Annotated in this window: 16 protein-coding genes; 8 read left to right on the top strand and 8 right to left on the bottom strand. The window is 50.5% G+C overall.

The annotated features are described in order from the left end of the window. From BUB16_RS04115 to BUB16_RS04090, 6 genes are all read right to left on the bottom strand, one after another. Nucleotides 1-1,275 (bottom strand): hemolysin family protein, encoded by a 1,275-nt coding sequence (locus BUB16_RS04115; protein WP_073059771.1) that lies wholly within the window; start codon nucleotides 1,273-1,275, stop codon nucleotides 1-3. Continuing rightward, a complete protein-coding gene (locus tag BUB16_RS04110; protein WP_073059768.1) occupies nucleotides 1,272-2,051 on the bottom strand; it encodes an enoyl-CoA hydratase/isomerase family protein in 780 nt (259 codons plus the stop codon). Before BUB16_RS04110 ends, BUB16_RS04115 begins: the two co-directional genes overlap by 4 nt. Before the next feature lie 8 nt (nucleotides 2,052-2,059). Then, nucleotides 2,060-3,007, bottom strand: a complete 948-nt coding sequence (locus tag BUB16_RS04105; RefSeq protein ID WP_139240177.1) for a hypothetical protein — start codon at nucleotides 3,005-3,007, stop codon at nucleotides 2,060-2,062. After that, nucleotides 2,946-3,434: a hypothetical protein gene (locus tag BUB16_RS04100; protein ID WP_073059766.1), complete on the bottom strand. Its 489-nt coding sequence runs from the start codon at nucleotides 3,432-3,434 to the stop codon at nucleotides 2,946-2,948. The genes BUB16_RS04105 and BUB16_RS04100 overlap by 62 nt, the downstream gene beginning before the upstream one ends. A 268-nt stretch (nucleotides 3,435-3,702) precedes the next feature. Beyond that, entirely contained in the window at nucleotides 3,703-4,494 is a 792-nt protein-coding gene (locus BUB16_RS04095; protein ID WP_073059764.1) for a PspA/IM30 family protein, read from the bottom strand. Between the two features lie 79 nt (nucleotides 4,495-4,573). Continuing rightward, nucleotides 4,574-5,956, bottom strand: coding sequence for a thymidine phosphorylase (locus tag BUB16_RS04090; protein ID WP_073059762.1), 1,383 nt, complete (start codon nucleotides 5,954-5,956; stop codon nucleotides 4,574-4,576). A gap of 98 nt (nucleotides 5,957-6,054) precedes the next feature. Here BUB16_RS04090 and BUB16_RS04085 point away from each other — a divergent pair, with 98 nt between their 5' ends. After that, nucleotides 6,055-7,191: an NAD(P)-dependent oxidoreductase gene (locus tag BUB16_RS04085; RefSeq protein WP_073059760.1), complete on the top strand. Its 1,137-nt coding sequence runs from the start codon at nucleotides 6,055-6,057 to the stop codon at nucleotides 7,189-7,191. Next, nucleotides 7,146-7,349 (top strand): hypothetical protein, encoded by a 204-nt coding sequence (locus BUB16_RS22350; RefSeq protein WP_434083886.1) that lies wholly within the window; start codon nucleotides 7,146-7,148, stop codon nucleotides 7,347-7,349. The genes BUB16_RS04085 and BUB16_RS22350 overlap by 46 nt, the downstream gene beginning before the upstream one ends. A 59-nt stretch (nucleotides 7,350-7,408) precedes the next feature. Here the strand turns inward: BUB16_RS22350 and BUB16_RS04080 are convergent, their stop codons facing one another. Both BUB16_RS04080 and BUB16_RS04075 read right to left on the bottom strand, forming a co-directional pair. Next, a complete protein-coding gene (locus BUB16_RS04080; protein ID WP_073059758.1) occupies nucleotides 7,409-8,179 on the bottom strand; it encodes a TatD family hydrolase in 771 nt (256 codons plus the stop codon). 9 nt (nucleotides 8,180-8,188) lie between these two features. Beyond that, nucleotides 8,189-9,037: a hypothetical protein gene (locus BUB16_RS04075; RefSeq protein WP_073059756.1), complete on the bottom strand. Its 849-nt coding sequence runs from the start codon at nucleotides 9,035-9,037 to the stop codon at nucleotides 8,189-8,191. Between the two features lie 508 nt (nucleotides 9,038-9,545). On the opposite strand from BUB16_RS04075, the gene recA reads away from it, so the two are divergent. The 6 genes from recA to BUB16_RS04045 all read left to right on the top strand — a co-directional run bounded on the left by recA (nucleotide 9,546) and on the right by BUB16_RS04045 (nucleotide 15,822). Then, entirely contained in the window at nucleotides 9,546-10,604 is a 1,059-nt protein-coding gene (gene recA, locus BUB16_RS04070; protein WP_073059754.1) for a recombinase RecA, read from the top strand. 2 nt (nucleotides 10,605-10,606) lie between these two features. After that, on the top strand, nucleotides 10,607-11,281 hold the full coding sequence (locus BUB16_RS04065) for a regulatory protein RecX (RefSeq protein WP_073059752.1): 675 nt from the start codon (nucleotides 10,607-10,609) through the stop codon (nucleotides 11,279-11,281). Then, a complete protein-coding gene (locus BUB16_RS04060) occupies nucleotides 11,278-12,354 on the top strand; it encodes an AI-2E family transporter (RefSeq protein WP_073059750.1) in 1,077 nt (358 codons plus the stop codon). The genes BUB16_RS04065 and BUB16_RS04060 overlap by 4 nt, the downstream gene beginning before the upstream one ends. A 96-nt stretch (nucleotides 12,355-12,450) precedes the next feature. Further along, a complete protein-coding gene (gene purN / locus BUB16_RS04055; RefSeq protein WP_073059748.1) occupies nucleotides 12,451-13,053 on the top strand; it encodes a phosphoribosylglycinamide formyltransferase in 603 nt (200 codons plus the stop codon). A gap of 2 nt (nucleotides 13,054-13,055) precedes the next feature. Next, entirely contained in the window at nucleotides 13,056-14,636 is a 1,581-nt protein-coding gene (gene purH / locus BUB16_RS04050; protein WP_084088021.1) for a bifunctional phosphoribosylaminoimidazolecarboxamide formyltransferase/IMP cyclohydrolase, read from the top strand. Nucleotides 14,637-14,769: 133 nt separating this feature from the next. Continuing rightward, on the top strand, nucleotides 14,770-15,822 hold the full coding sequence (locus tag BUB16_RS04045) for a rod shape-determining protein (RefSeq protein WP_073059746.1): 1,053 nt from the start codon (nucleotides 14,770-14,772) through the stop codon (nucleotides 15,820-15,822). Nucleotides 15,823-15,913: the final 91 nt, after the last annotated feature.

Genomic DNA, 15,913 nt, shown 5'->3' with positions numbered 1-15,913 from the left:
TCAGTCCAGCACAACCAGCTTCAGGGTCTCAATTCTACTGGAGGTGGCTTTGCTGATAATTATTTTTTTCCCGTCAATCAGCAGCTCTTCATTTACGTTGGGGATACGTCCCAGTGTATTAATTATATAGCCCGCCACGGTCTCATATTCTTCCGCTTCCAACGGGAGATCGATTTCCGGATATTTTTCAAGCAGGTCTTCTACCTCGATGCCCCCGCTCAGGATATACGTATTGCCGGAAATTTTCTTCATAAAATAATCTTCGGTATCGTACTCATCCTGAATATCCCCGACAACTTCTTCCAGCAGGTCTTCGATGGTTACCATTCCTGCAGTGCCCCCGTACTCATCAATGACCACGGCTACAGAGAGGTTTGACTTTCGGAACTCCGAAAGCAGATCTTTTGACCGGTGCGAGGAGGGCACCAGTTTAACGGGACGCATAATCTCGGTGAGGTTTTCCGGGTTATTAAACAGGTCATACGCAAAGATGACGCCGATGATGTCATCAATGGATCCCTGGTATACCAGGAGCTTGGAAAAGCCGGAGGTAATAAACAGTTTCAACGTCTCCTCAATGCTTGTACTTTTTTCTACCGCCACGATATCGGTACGGGGGATCATGGATTCCTTGACCCGCATATTGGAAAGTTCCAGGACATTATGCAGGATTTCGGAATCTTCCCGGTCAAGATCCTCTCCCCCGGTGTCGCGCAGTTCCTTGAATATAAGTTCCACATCCTGTCGGCTGAATAGCTGATCGGAGCGGACGGAGTCGGGCTGCACGAGCTTAATCACCGCCTTCGAAGCCGCGTTGGCAATCACGATAAACGGTTTAAACAGGTAGTAGCTGATATGTTGAGGAACGGCGATAATCTTCATCCACCAGTCGGCGTGAATGCGAAAGAGAGCCTTCGGTAAAATCTCCCCAAAGAGCATGATCACAACGGAAGCAATCACCGTTTGAAAAATCAAAATAACGACTTCGGAAGGCGCGCTTCCCACCCAGCTTTGATACAGGGCAGTGACCGGGGCAACCAGAAAAATAGCCATTAATGTGGCGTAGACCACATTCACAATGTTGTTTCCGACAAGCGTGGTTGTTAAAAACGTCTCAGGACTCTGTATAAACCTGTTAACCGCCTTTCCGGTCCACGAATTCTTGCGCGACTCAATTTCCAGTTTAAGCCGGTTGGCGCTTACAAAAGCCATCTCCGATCCGGAAAAAAAGCCGCTGAGAATAACCGTCAGGATTATGAGAAGCAGTTCTGTCATTTACCCTCAAAGTTCGGTTTTCGCTTTTCCAGAAAAGCTGCCGTTCCTTCCCTGAAATCCTCCGTCTCACACAATTGGGCGAAGAGCTCTGCCTCGGTTTCAAACCCCTTGTTTCCTCCTGACTGGTACACAGCCGCAATAGCATGCCGGATGGCCACAGGCCCGTTTGCAAGTATCTTTCGGATCAGCTTTCGGGCAGCTTCCACCGGGGCTTCCTCAGTCACACGATTCACCAATCCCATCTCCAGCGCCTCTTCCGCCCGCACCTGCCGGGCGGTCAGAATTATATCCAGCGCCCGTGCACGCCCTGTGATATGCGACAACCGCTGGGTACCCCCGTAGCCGGGGATGAGTCCCAGTCCCACTTCCGGCAGCCCAAAAGCCGCATTGGCCCCAGCCACCCTGAGGTGACATGCCATCGCCAGCTCGGCACCACCGCCCAGTGCATACCCATTCACGGCCGCAACTACCGGCTTGCGGCTGTCTTCGATAAACTGAAAAACCTCTTGCCCCTTCTCGGATATTTTTTGGGCCGAGGAACCGTCAAGCTCCCTCAGTTCTTTGATGTCGGCACCGGCCACAAACGCTTTTTCCCCGGCCCCCGTGACGATAACAGCAGCCACCGCTTCATCTTTTCGGATCTCCTTAAAAACATCATAGAGTTCATCCAAAACCGCCCTGTTAAGAGCATTAAGCTTTTGGGGACGATTAATCGTAACGGTAGCAATCCCGTGATCATCCGTCTCCTGGATGATCGTATTATAAGACTGAGGCATACGTTTTTTTATTCCTTTACGCGATTTGAAGAATTGGCATTCGATTCTGACCGGGCTTTCTGTTCCTTCTCCATTTCCCGGAATTCCTCATCCAGGCTAAAGTCATCCAGCCCGGTATGATAAGGAAAAATCTCCCGATCCATATCGTCGATAAGCTGGGACGTTTCTTCCACTTCTTCAAGCAGGTTATCCAGCTGAAAACCGATTTCATCCGGATTACTCATCGTCATCGACTGCTCATAGATATACTGAATAGCATCTTCGATCGTCTCGAGATGAGTTTCGGAAATAAGATATTTCTCCTTGGCGATTTCAAACTTTTCCAACCGTTTTTTAAGTATTTTCACTCTTCGCGCCGTCGTTCTTTTCAGACGATCGGACTCCATACGTTCTATTTCATGCTCCTCTTTTTCGACTTCCCTTTTCAGGCTCTCCTCCACCGATGTATCGATGTATAGCCTGTAGCGCTTGTGAAGATCCAGCAAGGTAAGGTAGTTGGAGGTCAACTCCTGAATTTTACTTCGAATATTTTCCAGCAGTCCCTGGGAGCTGTACGGCAGGCGATCAAAATTTTCCCTGATCAGTTTGGTCAGGCGTTTTAACGTTAAAAACCGTTTACGGCTCTTCGGATCCAGCTCCTGAAACAGGGTTTTTTCTTCATCAGCGGGGTCGCGCGCATGCAGTTTTTTAAGTTTCACATTCTGTTGAAATTGCGGTAGCCGGGGGACGATGCCGAGATATATCAGTTCCGTGCTAAACGCCATCGCCAGGATGAGATTCGGAAGCATTCCCATATCGTTTACCACAAATGCCGAAATGGTAGCTATCAGCAGCACTCCCAAATTGACGGGATGCAAAAAAGCCTCGCGTGTAAAGTTTATGGATTGCTCTTCCTTACTCATCTTCCTGCGATTTATCGTCGGGGCTGCCTGGCCGGCTTCCGGGTTCTTCACCATCGGTCTCTTCTTCTGCGGATCCGGATCCAATCGTTTTTTCAACCTGAATATGGTCAGCCTGCTGTTCAATCTCTTTGTATAAAAGGCCCATTTCCGTTTTAAGCTGCCTGAGGGTGTCTTTGGCCCTGCTGCGGCTCATCTCTTCATCCAGCTGCTTCTCGGTTTCCTCCAGGTGCTCTTCCAGGGTCAGGCTATCCATGGCTACATCCAGCCGGGCTTCCACCGATGCCAGCTTGTGCTTCAGAGAGTCCAGGAAGTCATCTACCGATTCCATCATTTGGCTCGTGTCCATATTCCGGAGCGCCTCCGTAATATTCCGGGTTTTCTCCGCCCGCGACAGATGCTCTCTGGATGCACGCATCTTCCGGTAATGCGCCTTATACTCTTCCTTTAAACGCTCTCGTTCACTGCGGCTGTCAGAACTCATGGATTAGTTATTTGCTGTTAATTATTGGTTGTTGGTTTAGGCTGTTATTACGGATATGTTAAATCTCACAATTCAACATTCAAAATTAACCATTCAACATTTATAGCTCCAACCTCTACCTTAGCCTTACCCTCAACTCGCGACCTTCTATTTTTTACTTAACGCTGAATCACATAAAACCTTCTACCCGCTTTTTTATCCTGGTTCGGATAAGACTGCCCGTCACGAAGAAACACGAAGTGCGCAATAAATGCGTCTGAGCCTGAAATTACGACTTCGAGCGCTCTTTATTGCCAATGGTTTTATCGTGTTCTTTCTCAACAGCCTCTTCATCAATTTCTATTTCTCCCTCCTGTTCCCCGGATGAACCCACGCTTTTTTCTCTGTCCCCAACGTCGGTTTTGCCCATCTCGGATTTAAACTGCTTAACCAGTTCGCTGGCCCGTAATTTTTCGGCATTGGCTTCAATCTCCATCGCTTCCGTATCCACGCTATCCAGCGCCAGTTCCATCCGGGCTTCATTCCTGGCCGTTTCCTCATTAAGCCGGTTAACCATCTCATCGTGCGTCTGATCCAGTCCCCCGGTCTCAAATTGTTCCAGCGCATCGGCCACCTTGCCCTGCCATTCGGCTCGTTCGCTGGCTCGCAGCGCCTCTTTGGCTTCTTCTATCTTGCGATCTTTTTCCCGGATGAAGGCTTTCTTTACTTTCAGCGCCTTCTCATACGCCTGCTCTGCAAATTTCAGCTGCTCTTTCGAAGACGACAGGTTCTCTTTGGCATTCTCCAGCTGCAGTGCATAGCCTTCGGCAATATCATCGCGGTCGGCATTAATAGCAGATTTTATCTTGGCCGTGAGGCTCTCAATACGTTTTTCATATTTTTTGACCTCTTTTTGAAGCATAATCATGTTCGCCTTGACCGTGGCAATATTTTCATTCATCTGGGGAATCTGATCATTCAGGTCCCGGATATTCTGCTCCAAAATAAGCTTCGGATCTTCCATTGAACTTACGACTCCACCGAATAGCGACTTGATTGCGCGAATAAATCGTTTAAACATGGTATTTGTGGTTTATTAGATTTTGCCCTTGCCCTAATCAAACACAACGTTGCAATAAGCAATAATTAGTATAGTAAAGTTAGGTTATTTTATTGATATTGCAATCTTTTTCAGGGTTAAATTTTATTTTGTGGCTGCCGGCCCGATCAACGCGGTGTGTGATCATCGGGAGCTTCTCACCTTTTTCACGGGAAACTACAAATGCATTTCGCATCGCATTCCCTGCTACTTCCAAGGCCTCTTTATTGTTCGTAAAACCTACGGCTAATGTTTCACCCTTTTTCACCGGGTCGCCGGCTTTGTGTTTTAACTCAATACCGGCAGCCGGATCCACCCGGTCCTCCTTCGTCTTGCGTCCCGCCCCCAGCTCCAGGGAAGCAACACCGATTTTATAAGCATCCACCACCGACAGATAGCCGGATTCCGGGGCGTCGATGTCAAATTGATACTTCGCCTTCGGATAGCTCTCACAATTCCCCGGCACAGCCGCATCGCCGCCCTGGGCCCCCGTCACCTCCAGCCATTTCTCATACGCCTGTCCGTTAGCAACAGCTTCCTTACTTCGTTCCATACCCTCTTCCACGGTTTCTGCCTTGCCTCCCAGCATGATCATGGTCCCCGCCAGCGTATGCGTTACCTGCATCACATCCCCGGGCCCCCGGCCCTGCAGTCCCTCCATCGCTTCTTCCACCTCCAGCCAGTTTCCGATTTTATAGCCCAGCGGCTGGTTCATGTCGGTCAGATAAGCGATCGTCTCTTTGCCGAAATTTTCGCCGATAGCCACCAGCGTTTCTGCGAGCTGCTGAGCTTTTTCCGGTGTTTTCATAAAAGCGCCGGAGCCGAACTTGACATCCATCACCAGGGCATCGATCCCTTCTGCCAGCTTTTTACTCATAATACTGCTTGCGATCAGCGGGATGGACTCTACCGTAGCCGTCACATCACGCAAGGCATACATCCGCTTGTCAGCCGGGGCAACCTCTTCGGTCTGTCCCGCCATCACCATCCCGCATGTAGAAAGCACCTCCCGGTACCGTTCAAGCGTCAGATCCACCTTAAAGCCGGGAATCGACTCCAGCTTGTCGAGCGTACCGCCGGTGTGTCCCAGTCCCCGCCCGGAAATCATCGGAACCGGGATGCCGTAACTGGCCACAATCGGTGCTAATATAAGGGAAAGCTTATCGCCCACGCCACCGGTAGAGTGCTTGTCCACTTTTTTGCCCGGGAGATCGCTGAGATCCAGCACTCGGCCCGAATGCAGCATCGCATGCGTCAGCGCCGAAGCTTCTTCCTCGTTCAGCCCATTCAAAAAAGCGGCCATCAGAAACGCACTCATCTGGTAGTCCGGCAGCTTATCCCGGGTATACTGTTCGACCAGGTAGCTTATCTCCGGACGTTCCAGTATTTTCCCGTCACGCTTTTTGGCGATTAGGGACACAGGGTTGTACGATTTTGTAGCCATAGATAAAGAAGTTACATTCTTTGTGGACACGGATGTGTAGTAAAAAGCCGGATACGTAGCAATAACGTATTTTTCCCCACAAATTAACAATAGAAACTATGATTACCGTCTTTGCCGATCAACATCTATACAAAATAGCCTCCTTTTTCCCGGATTCCATTGATCTCATACTCTTTGATCCCTCCGAAGGGCTGCCGGACGACCTCCACCGGGCGCAGGGATTGCTCATACGGACAGTCAATCCCATTAATCCCCGCACCCTGCCTGAGATTCCCGGATCGCTCTCCTTTATCGGGACGGGATCGTCGGGTACCGATCATGTAGACCGGGACCACCTGAAAAAAAATGGCGTCGCGTTCGTCGATGCCGCCGGCTGCAATGCCCGATCGGTAGCCGAATACATAGCTGCCAGCCTGCTGATCTGGTCCGAACAGGAACAAAAACCGCTGGAAAACCGCTCCGTGGGCATCGTGGGGGTCGGGCACGTGGGCTTTCAGGTACAGAAAATACTGGACGAACTGGATCGGAATATCCAAACCGTCGGCTATGATCCCCCGCGGGACCAGCGGGAAGCGTCCTTCACCTCTGCCCCGCTGGATCAGCTTCTGCACACCGATATTCTTACCTTCCATACGCCCCTGACGACGTCGGGAGAACACCCCACCTTTCACTGGCTGGATGAGGAAAAACTGTCCCGTCATTCTTTTGAACTGGTCATCAATACGGCCCGCGGCGGCATTGTTGATGAGCAAGCGTTGCTGAAAGCTCAACAAGAAGGGTCCGTCCCCTACTATATGCTGGATGTGTGGGAGAACGAACCGGAAATAGATCTCCGTTCGGCCGAAAAAGCGTACCTGAAGACTCCCCATATTGCAGGCTATTCGATACAGGCCAAATTAAATGCCTCCCAATATGTGGCGGATGCGCTGCTCGCCCACTTCAACATCGATCAAAAAAAACAGCGCCCTGAATATTCCCTGAAACAGGTTGATGAACCCGTGGATCATTTTAAGGATTTGCCGGAACTGATGAAACAGCTGCACCCGATCGGGGCCTATGAAGCCGAGCTTCGCCGTATTTTGAGCAACTCCCCTCGCATACGAGGCAGGCTTTTTAACAACCTCCGGGCGGAGTTCCCCCTGAGACACGAATTCAGCCATATCCGGCTGCGGGACTCCTACTTCGAACGATTTCCCGTACTAAAGAACCTGGGGTTCAGGATACAGGTTATTTGATCAGCTATCAGCTATCAGCTATCAGCTATCAGCTATCAGCTATCAGCTATCAGCTATCAGCTATCAGCTATCAGCTATCAGAGGCTGCCCGTTTTAACTCTCCGTGTCAAGGATCAAGTCAAGAAATTTTGCATTCCAGGCCAGCCTCAAATTTTTGACTTCCTGCTTGTCTCTTCAAGTGTAAGAGCTGCCTGTTGCGAAATATGTAATCTTCCTTTCACGCTTTATTCCCTACTCCGAATAGTTCCAGGGCTGTCTGGGAGGTCTGGCGTACGACCGCATCCAGCGGCAGCTCTTTAACCTCCGACAGGCGCCGGGCGGTAAACCGGATGAAGGCGGGTTCATTGCGCTGGCCTCGTTTGGGAACAGGCGCCAGATAGGGGGCATCGGTTTCGAGCATCATCTTCTCGAGGGGAAGCTGCGCCACCGTCTTATCAACGCCCGCATTTTTAAAGGTGAAGATTCCGCCGATCCCCAGGTGAAGACCGAGATCCAGGGCACGCCGGCCCTCGTCAACCGAACCGTTAAAACAGTGCCAAATGCCGGAGAGCCTGCCATCCTGCTGCTCCTCCACGATATCCAGCAGATCGCCGGTACTGACCCGGTTATGCAGGATAATGGGTTTCCGGACCTGACGGGCAACCCTGCAATGAATGCGCAGGCTTTTCTGCTGTTCGTCCCGGTATTCGTCGCTCCAGTAATAATCCAGCCCGGTTTCACCGACGCCCGCGATGGCCGGATCGTCGCAGTATGCATACAATGTTTCTTCTGTGACCCGGGCGCCCTCGTTGATAGAGGTGGGATGAATGCCCGCCATCTTATGCAGCGCTATTTCCGGATGGCTGAGCTTGTCCATTTCGGGCAGCGAATCGAGGTCAATGGCCGGCATAAAGATATGGCGGACACCCGCACCGGACGCCCGGTTCAGGACGTCCGCGATGTCGCCTTCGAACTGCTCGGAATAGAGATGGCAATGCGTATCAATCACTATGAATGCTTACTGTACTTCCACCGAATGATATTCAATCAGGCGCTTCATGGGTTTGCTGATGTAGCGGCCCGATTTCATACCGTATTTGGTCAGAATTTCATTAATCATATCCTGGTGTCCGTAGGCAACCGAACCGATAAAACGAACTTCATACTCCCGGGCATCGGTATATTTCATCACAATGCGGCTGATAAAATTTTCAAATCCCTCATAAAGTATCTCGCGCACGAAAGGATGATCTTCATGTTCTCCGAGGAAGGCGGCATAAGAGGCGATAAACCGGCTTTTCTGGGACCCGTCATAGACGCCCTTGTTAATGTAATCGAGATCCATATTGTAATTCTTTTCCAGATCATCACAGAGCTCATCGGGGACTTCAAACCGGTAATATTTATTAATCAGCTTTTTCCCGAAATAACCCGCACTGCCCTCGTCACCCAAAATAAAAGCGAGCGAAGGAATATGCTCAACAACTTCACGGCCATCGTACAGGCAGGAATTGGACCCGGTCCCCAAAATGCAGGCAATGCCCGGCTCATCGAAAAAACACGCCCGGGCCGCTCCCAGCAAATCGTGATAGATATAGATAGACGCCTCAGGGAAGCTATATGCGAGAGCGGTTTCCACTTCCTGCTTTTTCTCCTCGCTGTCGCACCCCGCCCCATAGAAATAGATATCACTGATTTGGATATCGCCGATCCTCGCAGACAGGTCGTGCTCGACAACATCCCGGATGCTTTGTATCGTATGATAATAGGGATTCAGTCCTTCTGTCTTGTAAATCTCATGATCGTCCGCCGACTTTACACACCATTCTGTTTTTGTGGCACCGCTGTCGGCTATTAAAATACTCATAGATACTTTTCATTCATTTATTTATTGTTGCCAAATCTAAGCATTTTTTGTTATATCCTGCAAAACTCCATCTCAAAAATCGCAGCCGGCCTGCATGCTGCCTGTCGCCAGGCACCTATATCTATCTATACAGGAGAAAATAAGCAAAGCTAATGAAAATAACGTACAATATTTATCTTAAAATGGGTACGATGCCGGATATTCAACAACGGCCGACTGGTCCCGGGGAAACATCCGGCAGCGGCCCGCCTCTTGAACAAAACGCATGAAGGATATTCGATCTGTGTGCGGCCCCTGATGAAAACGCGGGTTAAAACAAAAAACTTTGTAAGGATTTGTCTCTGAACGACTCTTACTTGTACCCTGCAGCTGGAACTGGCAAATAGCAGGAATACGACGTTAATCGCACTTTTGTCATTTATTTTTTATAACGGAGTGACACTATGTTGTCAGTTTTATTTAATATATTAATCGATGAAAAATAAAAGCCAAACTCAGAACCAATTCTATGTCTGACAATAAAGATCGCGATAAAGCACTGGAAATGGCTATCGGCCAAATTGAAAAACAACACGGGAAGGGGACTATCATGCGTCTGGGCGACGAAGCCGTCCAGGATGTCCCCAGCATCTCCACCGGATCGCTCGTGCTTGACCAGGCACTTGGCGTGGGCGGCGTGCCGCGGGGACGCATTACCGAAATTTACGGCCCGGAAGGCAGCGGGAAGACCACCCTGGCCATGCATATTGTGGCGGAAGCCCAGAAAGCGGGCGGCTATGCGGCCTTTGTTGATGCCGAGCATGCGTTTGATCCCCGTTACGCCAAAAACCTGGGCATCAATACCGACGAGCTGCTGGTATCGCAGCCCGACAGCGGTGAACAGGCCCTTGAGATCACGGAAACGCTTATTCGCTCTGCCGCCCTGGATGCTATTGTGGTCGACTCGGTAGCGGCGCTGGTGCCCCGGGCCGAGCTGGAAGGCGAGATGGGAGATTCGCACATGGGCCTGCAGGCACGGCTGATGTCGCAGGCGATGCGTAAAATTACGGGGATTATCAACAAGACACGCACCTCGGTGATTTTTATTAACCAGATTCGCGAGAAAATCGGGGTCATGTTTGGTAATCCTGAAACGACCTCCGGGGGACGTGCGCTCAAATTTTATTCTTCTGTTCGTATGGACATCCGACGGATCGGATCGCTCAAAAAAGGTGATGACGTGGTCGGTAACCGCACCAAGGTAAAAATTGTCAAGAACAAAGTAGCCCCGCCCTTTAAAGTCGTGGAATTCAATATCATGTATGGAGAAGGCATTTCCCGCATGGCTGAAATTCTGGATATGGCGGTTGAGTTCGATATTATTGAAAAGCGGGGCAGCTGGTACCGCTATGACGGTGAGCCGATCGGTCAGGGAACAGACAATGCGATCGAGTTTCTCGAATCAGATCCCGAACTGACCAACAACATTGAGCAGATGGTCCGTGATGCCATGAACCCAACACCACAGGAGGAGGAAACGGCAGAAGCGGCAGAGGAGGAGACTGAAGGCGATGATAACGAAGATTAGTGATGAGCGATGAGGCCGGACCTGAGCATCCCCTTCCCGGGATAATCTCTTCCATTGCCGTTCAAAAACGAAACAAGGAACGGTATTCGATCTATGTGGACGAGCAGTTCCTGCTGGGAGTCAATGAACAGACCCTCATCAAATTCAACTTGAGCAAGGGGGTCGAGGTGACGCCCCTGCTGTTTAAAAAGATGCAGCGGGAAGAGGGACGGTTTGCCGTTAAAAAATACCTGCTCAAGCTTTTGGGGCGGCGCGACCATGCCCGCAGGGAACTGCTGACCAAAGCTCTTCGAAAGGAATATACGCGGGAGGTCATTCTTAATGTACTGGATGAACTCGAGGATAAAGGGTATATCGACGATGCCGGTTTTGCCCGCAAGTATGCGGCCGACCAATACCGTCTCAATAAATGGGGCCCCGCAAAAATAAAAGCTCACCTGTTTAAGAAAGGGATCCGGCGAACGGTTGCCGAACAGAGCATCCGGGAGGTATTTAAAAATGAAGATTTAGAAGAAACTTTTATACATTTAGTCGGAAAGCGGAAACGGCATTTCCTGAGAGAAGAGCACCTGCTAAAACGGAAGAACAAGATCATACGCTACCTGGCGGGCAAAGGATACCGCTCGTCCGGTATTTACCGTAACATTGACAAACTCATGAAGGTTATAGAACAATGAAAAGCCTCACGCTCGACCGGCTCATACGACTGGGATTAGCCCTGGCGGGCATGGCCATCCTGTTCTATCTGTTATACTATTTCGGCACCCTGGTGGGGTATGCCGTCATTGCCATTGTCATTACCTACCTGCTGGATCCGGTCGTAAGCCGCATACAGTCCACCGGCATTAATCGGATTTGGGCTATTGTACTCACCCTCAGTGCTCTTATTTTACTTCTCGTCTGGATATCAACCAATATTTTCCCGGTTATTGCCAATCAGATGGTGGATCTGGCGGGACAGCTGAATCTCGAGACGATCCAGAATATCACACAGCAGGTGGAGCAGCGGCTGAGGGACAATTTCTCTTTTCTGCCTGAAGAATTTCTGAGTACCAATATCACCCGGATGCTCCGGGAACTGTTTGATATCGGCCAGCTGCCCGCAGCTTTGAGCAATCTTATCGGACTCTTTACCAATATTTTCTGGGCGGCGCTGGTCATTCCGTTCGCCACGTTTTTCTTCTTGAAGGACGGTACCAAAATCAGGCGGGACATCCTGCAGCTGGTGCCCAACAAATACTTTGAGACCACCCTCAGCCTGATTGACAAGATTGAAACCCGCCTGGGTATTTATTTCAGGAGCGTTATGCTGCAGAGCCTCATTGTGGCTCTTTCCTCATGGCTGGTCCTCTCCATCGTTGGCCTGAATAACGCGCTCTCGGTTGGTATCGCTGTGGGACTGGCCAACACCATTCCCTATTTCGGTCCCGCCATCGGCTATCTTCTCTCCATCACCGTTTCCATTATTGAAGTCGGCAATTTTTCGCTGGTCCTGCCCTGTATTATCGCTATTTTCCTGGTGCAGCTGCTCGACAACCTCGTATTGCAGCCGCTCATCTTTTCCCGTTCGGCCGAAATCCACCCGGTTGCCATCTTGTTCATTATCATGGTCGGGGCCGAAATTGCCGGCATCCTGGGTATGCTGATTGCGGTGCCCATAGCAACCACCATCAAAATTACGATCAACCAGATCCGATGGAGTATCAATAACTACTATGTATTTCGTTCTGCGAAATCTACCGAACCGTAGCAGGGACCGATACTTTTCCAATTTTGCCCTTAATATCTAATCTTTTTTGTTTATCTTTGCGATCAAACTGACAGCAACTTATACCGTCATTGCCCATTGATCAACATTGTTGTATTCGCCTCCGGATCCGGTACCAATTTCCAGTCGATTATTAATGCTACGGAAGATGGACAAATTGAGGGACAGGTCCGGGGACTGGTGACCAACAAAAATGATATTCAGGCAATCCGGCGAGCCCGAAAGCATGACATCGCTCATGTTACCATTGATCCGGCCGATTTTACAGACCGGTCGGATTACGTCGGGGAACTGCTGGACCAGCTTGCAGCATGGGAAACCGACCTGATCGTTCTCGCCGGCTATATGATAAAAATTCCGGCCGAGCTCATTAAAAAATTTGAGAACAGGATTATTAACATTCACCCCTCGCTGCTGCCGAAGTACGGCGGTAAAGGGTTTTACGGGCATAACGTGCACCGGGCCGTCCTTGACAACAATGAAACGGAATCGGGCTGTACGGTTCATATCGTAACCCGGGAGTATGATGAGGGTCCTATATTAGCTCAGAAAAAAGTCCCGGTATACGAATCTGATGATCCGTCAACGCTGGCCAAGCGGGTGCAGCAGCAGGAGCACCTGCTGCTGCCTGAAGTTATCGCCAAACTTGCTAACGAACTCAAACAAAAAAACAATTCATAATAGTGTCACTACAACCGCTTGCCGAACTGCCTGAACATCCCCTCCCCATCAACCGAGCGCTCCTCTCCGTGTCGGACAAAACCGATATCATTCCGCTGGCCGGGGCACTCCACAAGGCGGGTGTGGAGCTCATATCCACCGGCGGGACGGCCCGGAAAATTCGCGGAGCTGAGATCCCCGTAACAGATGTCAGTGAGGTAACAGGCTTTGAAGAATGTCTCGACGGACGGGTTAAAACCCTGCATCCGCTTATTCACGGCGGACTGCTGGGACGAACCAGCCACGAGCCGGACGTCAAAGAGATGAAACGGCTTAATATCGACCCCATTGAACTGGTGGTTGTCAACCTCTACCCCTTTCAGCAGGCCACGGCTGACCCTGACTGTACGCCAGCCATAGCCACAGAACATATCGATATTGGCGGTCCGACCATGATCCGGGCGGCAGCCAAGAACTTCCCACATGTCTGTGTGTTGACCTCACCAGCCCAGTACGGTGACTTCAGGAAAGCACTCAAAGAGAAACAAGGTATCCCCTTTGCGAAACGGCAGCAATGGGCGAAAGAGGCGTTTAACCACACGGCAAGCTACGATACACACATCGCTGACTATTTTAATGAGCTGACTGTCAAAGACGACGAGCAACCGGAGCAATTGAATATTTCCCTTCCGAAATCACAAAGCCTGCGATATGGCGAAAATCCCCATCAAAAAGCGGCTGTATACGGCTACCAGGATGAGTTTATAGACTGTTTTCACGGCAAACAGCTCAGTTATAACAATTTTTTGGATGTCGACAGTGCGTTGCGGCTCATAGCAGACTTCCGGGATGCTCCCCCGACCTGTGCCATTTTCAAACACACCGTGCCCTGTGGCATCGCTTCCGACAAGTCCCTGCACCGGGCCTGGAAGAAAGCCTTCCGTACCGACACCAAGTCCCCTTTCGGCGGCATCGTGATCGTGAACCGGGAGCTGGACCGGGCTACCGCGGAAGCTATTGATGAAATCTTCACCGAAATCATTATTGCCCCCTCCTTTTCCCGGGAAGCCCGATCACTGCTGGAGCAGAAGAAAAACCGGCGGCTCATCCGGCAGCGGCAACCCCTCAGCAAAAAAACGGACAAACAATTTCGATCCATATTCGGGGGAGCGCTCAGCCAGAATACTGATTTTACGGTTACCGCGAAAGAGGATCTCAGGGTGGTAACGAAACGACAGCCGACGGAAAAAGAAATACGGGATATGCTCTTCAGCTGGAAGGTGGTAAAGCATGTAAAATCGAATGCCATCGTATATGCCAGGGATCAACAAACCATTGGCATCGGCACGGGACAGACCAGCCGTGTGGAGGCCTCTCAAATTGCTCTTGCCAAGGCCCGGGAAGAAGGATTGTCCCTTGCCGGAACGGCTATCGCATCGGACGCTTTTTTCCCCTTTCCCGATGGCGTGGAAGCCGCAGCCGGGGCGGGCGCAACCGCGGTTATTCAGCCGGGCGGGAGCATCCGTGACGAACAGGTCATCGAAGCGGCGGATCGCCTTGGACTGGCCATGGTCTTCACCGGGAAACGGCTTTTCCGTCACTAAATTCAGCTTGCATTTTCATTTTAACTTTTAATCTTATTTATTCGCAAATAGGCGGACAAAATTGTATTTTCGACCTTGTTATTTTCGCAGAAAATAATTTGACGACCCGAAGCTCATCTACATTTTTTAAAACATGGAAAAAAACGCCTCTAACGTGCAGAAAAAGCAAAATAATAAAGGATGGTTTGACTGGCTCTATACCGATATAGCCATCGACCTGGGGACCGCCAATACGCTCATTTACTCCCGCGGAGAAGGTATTGTGCTCAATGAACCCTCCATTGTTGCCCTGAACATGCAAAATGAACCGGTAGCAACGGGCCATGAAGCACGGTTGATGCACGAAAAGACCCACAAAAATATCCGCACGGTACGTCCGCTCAGGGACGGGGTGATCGCCGATTTTGAAGTGGCCGAACAGATGATCCGAGGCATGATCGACAAGGTGAAAATGAAATGGTATTCCAGTACCCGGCAGATGGTGGTCTGCGTGCCCAGCGGTATCACCGAGGTGGAACGGCGCGCCGTGCGCGACAGTGCCGAACACGCCGGGGCCAAATCCGTCCATCTGGTTGATGAGCCCATGGCAGCCGCTATCGGCATCGGGCTGAATGTGCATGAGCCGATCGGCAATATGATTGTCGATGTGGGGGGAGGAACGACGGAAATTGCCGTAATCGCCCTGTCCGGGATCGTGTTTGCCCAGTCCGTACGCCTGGGCGGGGATGAGCTGAATGACGATATCATCAACTATTTCCGCCGTAACCATAACCTGCTTATCGGGGAGCGTACCGCTGAAAAGATCAAGTGTGAGATCGGCTCCGCCGCCCCTCTCGACGAAGAGCTTGAAATGGACACCAAGGGACGCGACCTGGTCAACGGCGTACCCCGGACCCGGCATGTAACCTCCAAAGACGTCCGGGAAGCCATCTCCGAATCCGTCAATACCATAGTTGAATCCATTACCAAATCACTGGAACAAACCCCGCCGGAACTCTCTGCAGACATCCTCGACCGGGGAATTCTGCTCACCGGGGGTGGAGCCAAACTCAAAAACCTGGATAAATTGATTCGGGAGACTACCGATCTGCCCGTTCATATTGCCGAAGATCCCCTGACGGCGGTTGTCCGCGGCACCGGTGCGATCCTGGAAGATCTGGAATACTATCGAACTGTAATTAATTAAGTCACAACAGGGTGAATGCCAATACATTTTCCGGGAATATCTGATGTCAAAGATCATATTATTACAGCAGTGATTTTAATAATCGCTGTTT

It is taken from the genome of Fodinibius roseus, assembly GCF_900129315.1.
Classification (GTDB): Bacteria; Bacteroidota; Rhodothermia; order Balneolales; family Balneolaceae; genus Fodinibius; species Fodinibius roseus.
The sequence above is the reverse complement of the archived record's forward strand: the minus strand, read 5'-3'. Positions and strand labels throughout refer to the sequence as shown.

What these genes read in the sequence shown, in the direction of transcription:
- BUB16_RS04115 (WP_073059771.1), bottom strand. Translation starts at nt 1,275, where the DNA reads ATGACAGAACTGCTTCTCATAATCCTGACGGTTATTCTCAGCGGCTTT.
- BUB16_RS04110 (WP_073059768.1), bottom strand. Translation starts at nt 2,051, where the DNA reads ATGCCTCAGTCTTATAATACGATCATCCAGGAGACGGATGATCACGGG.
- BUB16_RS04105 (WP_139240177.1), bottom strand. Translation starts at nt 3,007, where the DNA reads ATGGTGAAGAACCCGGAAGCCGGCCAGGCAGCCCCGACGATAAATCGC.
- BUB16_RS04100 (WP_073059766.1), bottom strand. Translation starts at nt 3,434, where the DNA reads ATGAGTTCTGACAGCCGCAGTGAACGAGAGCGTTTAAAGGAAGAGTAT.
- BUB16_RS04095 (WP_073059764.1), bottom strand. Translation starts at nt 4,494, where the DNA reads ATGTTTAAACGATTTATTCGCGCAATCAAGTCGCTATTCGGTGGAGTC.
- BUB16_RS04090 (WP_073059762.1), bottom strand. Translation starts at nt 5,956, where the DNA reads ATGGCTACAAAATCGTACAACCCTGTGTCCCTAATCGCCAAAAAGCGT.
- BUB16_RS04085 (WP_073059760.1), top strand. Translation starts at nt 6,055, where the DNA reads ATGATTACCGTCTTTGCCGATCAACATCTATACAAAATAGCCTCCTTT.
- BUB16_RS04075 (WP_073059756.1), bottom strand. Translation starts at nt 9,037, where the DNA reads ATGAGTATTTTAATAGCCGACAGCGGTGCCACAAAAACAGAATGGTGT.
- recA (WP_073059754.1), top strand. Translation starts at nt 9,546, where the DNA reads ATGTCTGACAATAAAGATCGCGATAAAGCACTGGAAATGGCTATCGGC.
- BUB16_RS04065 (WP_073059752.1), top strand. Translation starts at nt 10,607, where the DNA reads ATGAGCGATGAGGCCGGACCTGAGCATCCCCTTCCCGGGATAATCTCT.
- BUB16_RS04060 (WP_073059750.1), top strand. Translation starts at nt 11,278, where the DNA reads ATGAAAAGCCTCACGCTCGACCGGCTCATACGACTGGGATTAGCCCTG.
- BUB16_RS04045 (WP_073059746.1), top strand. Translation starts at nt 14,770, where the DNA reads ATGGAAAAAAACGCCTCTAACGTGCAGAAAAAGCAAAATAATAAAGGA.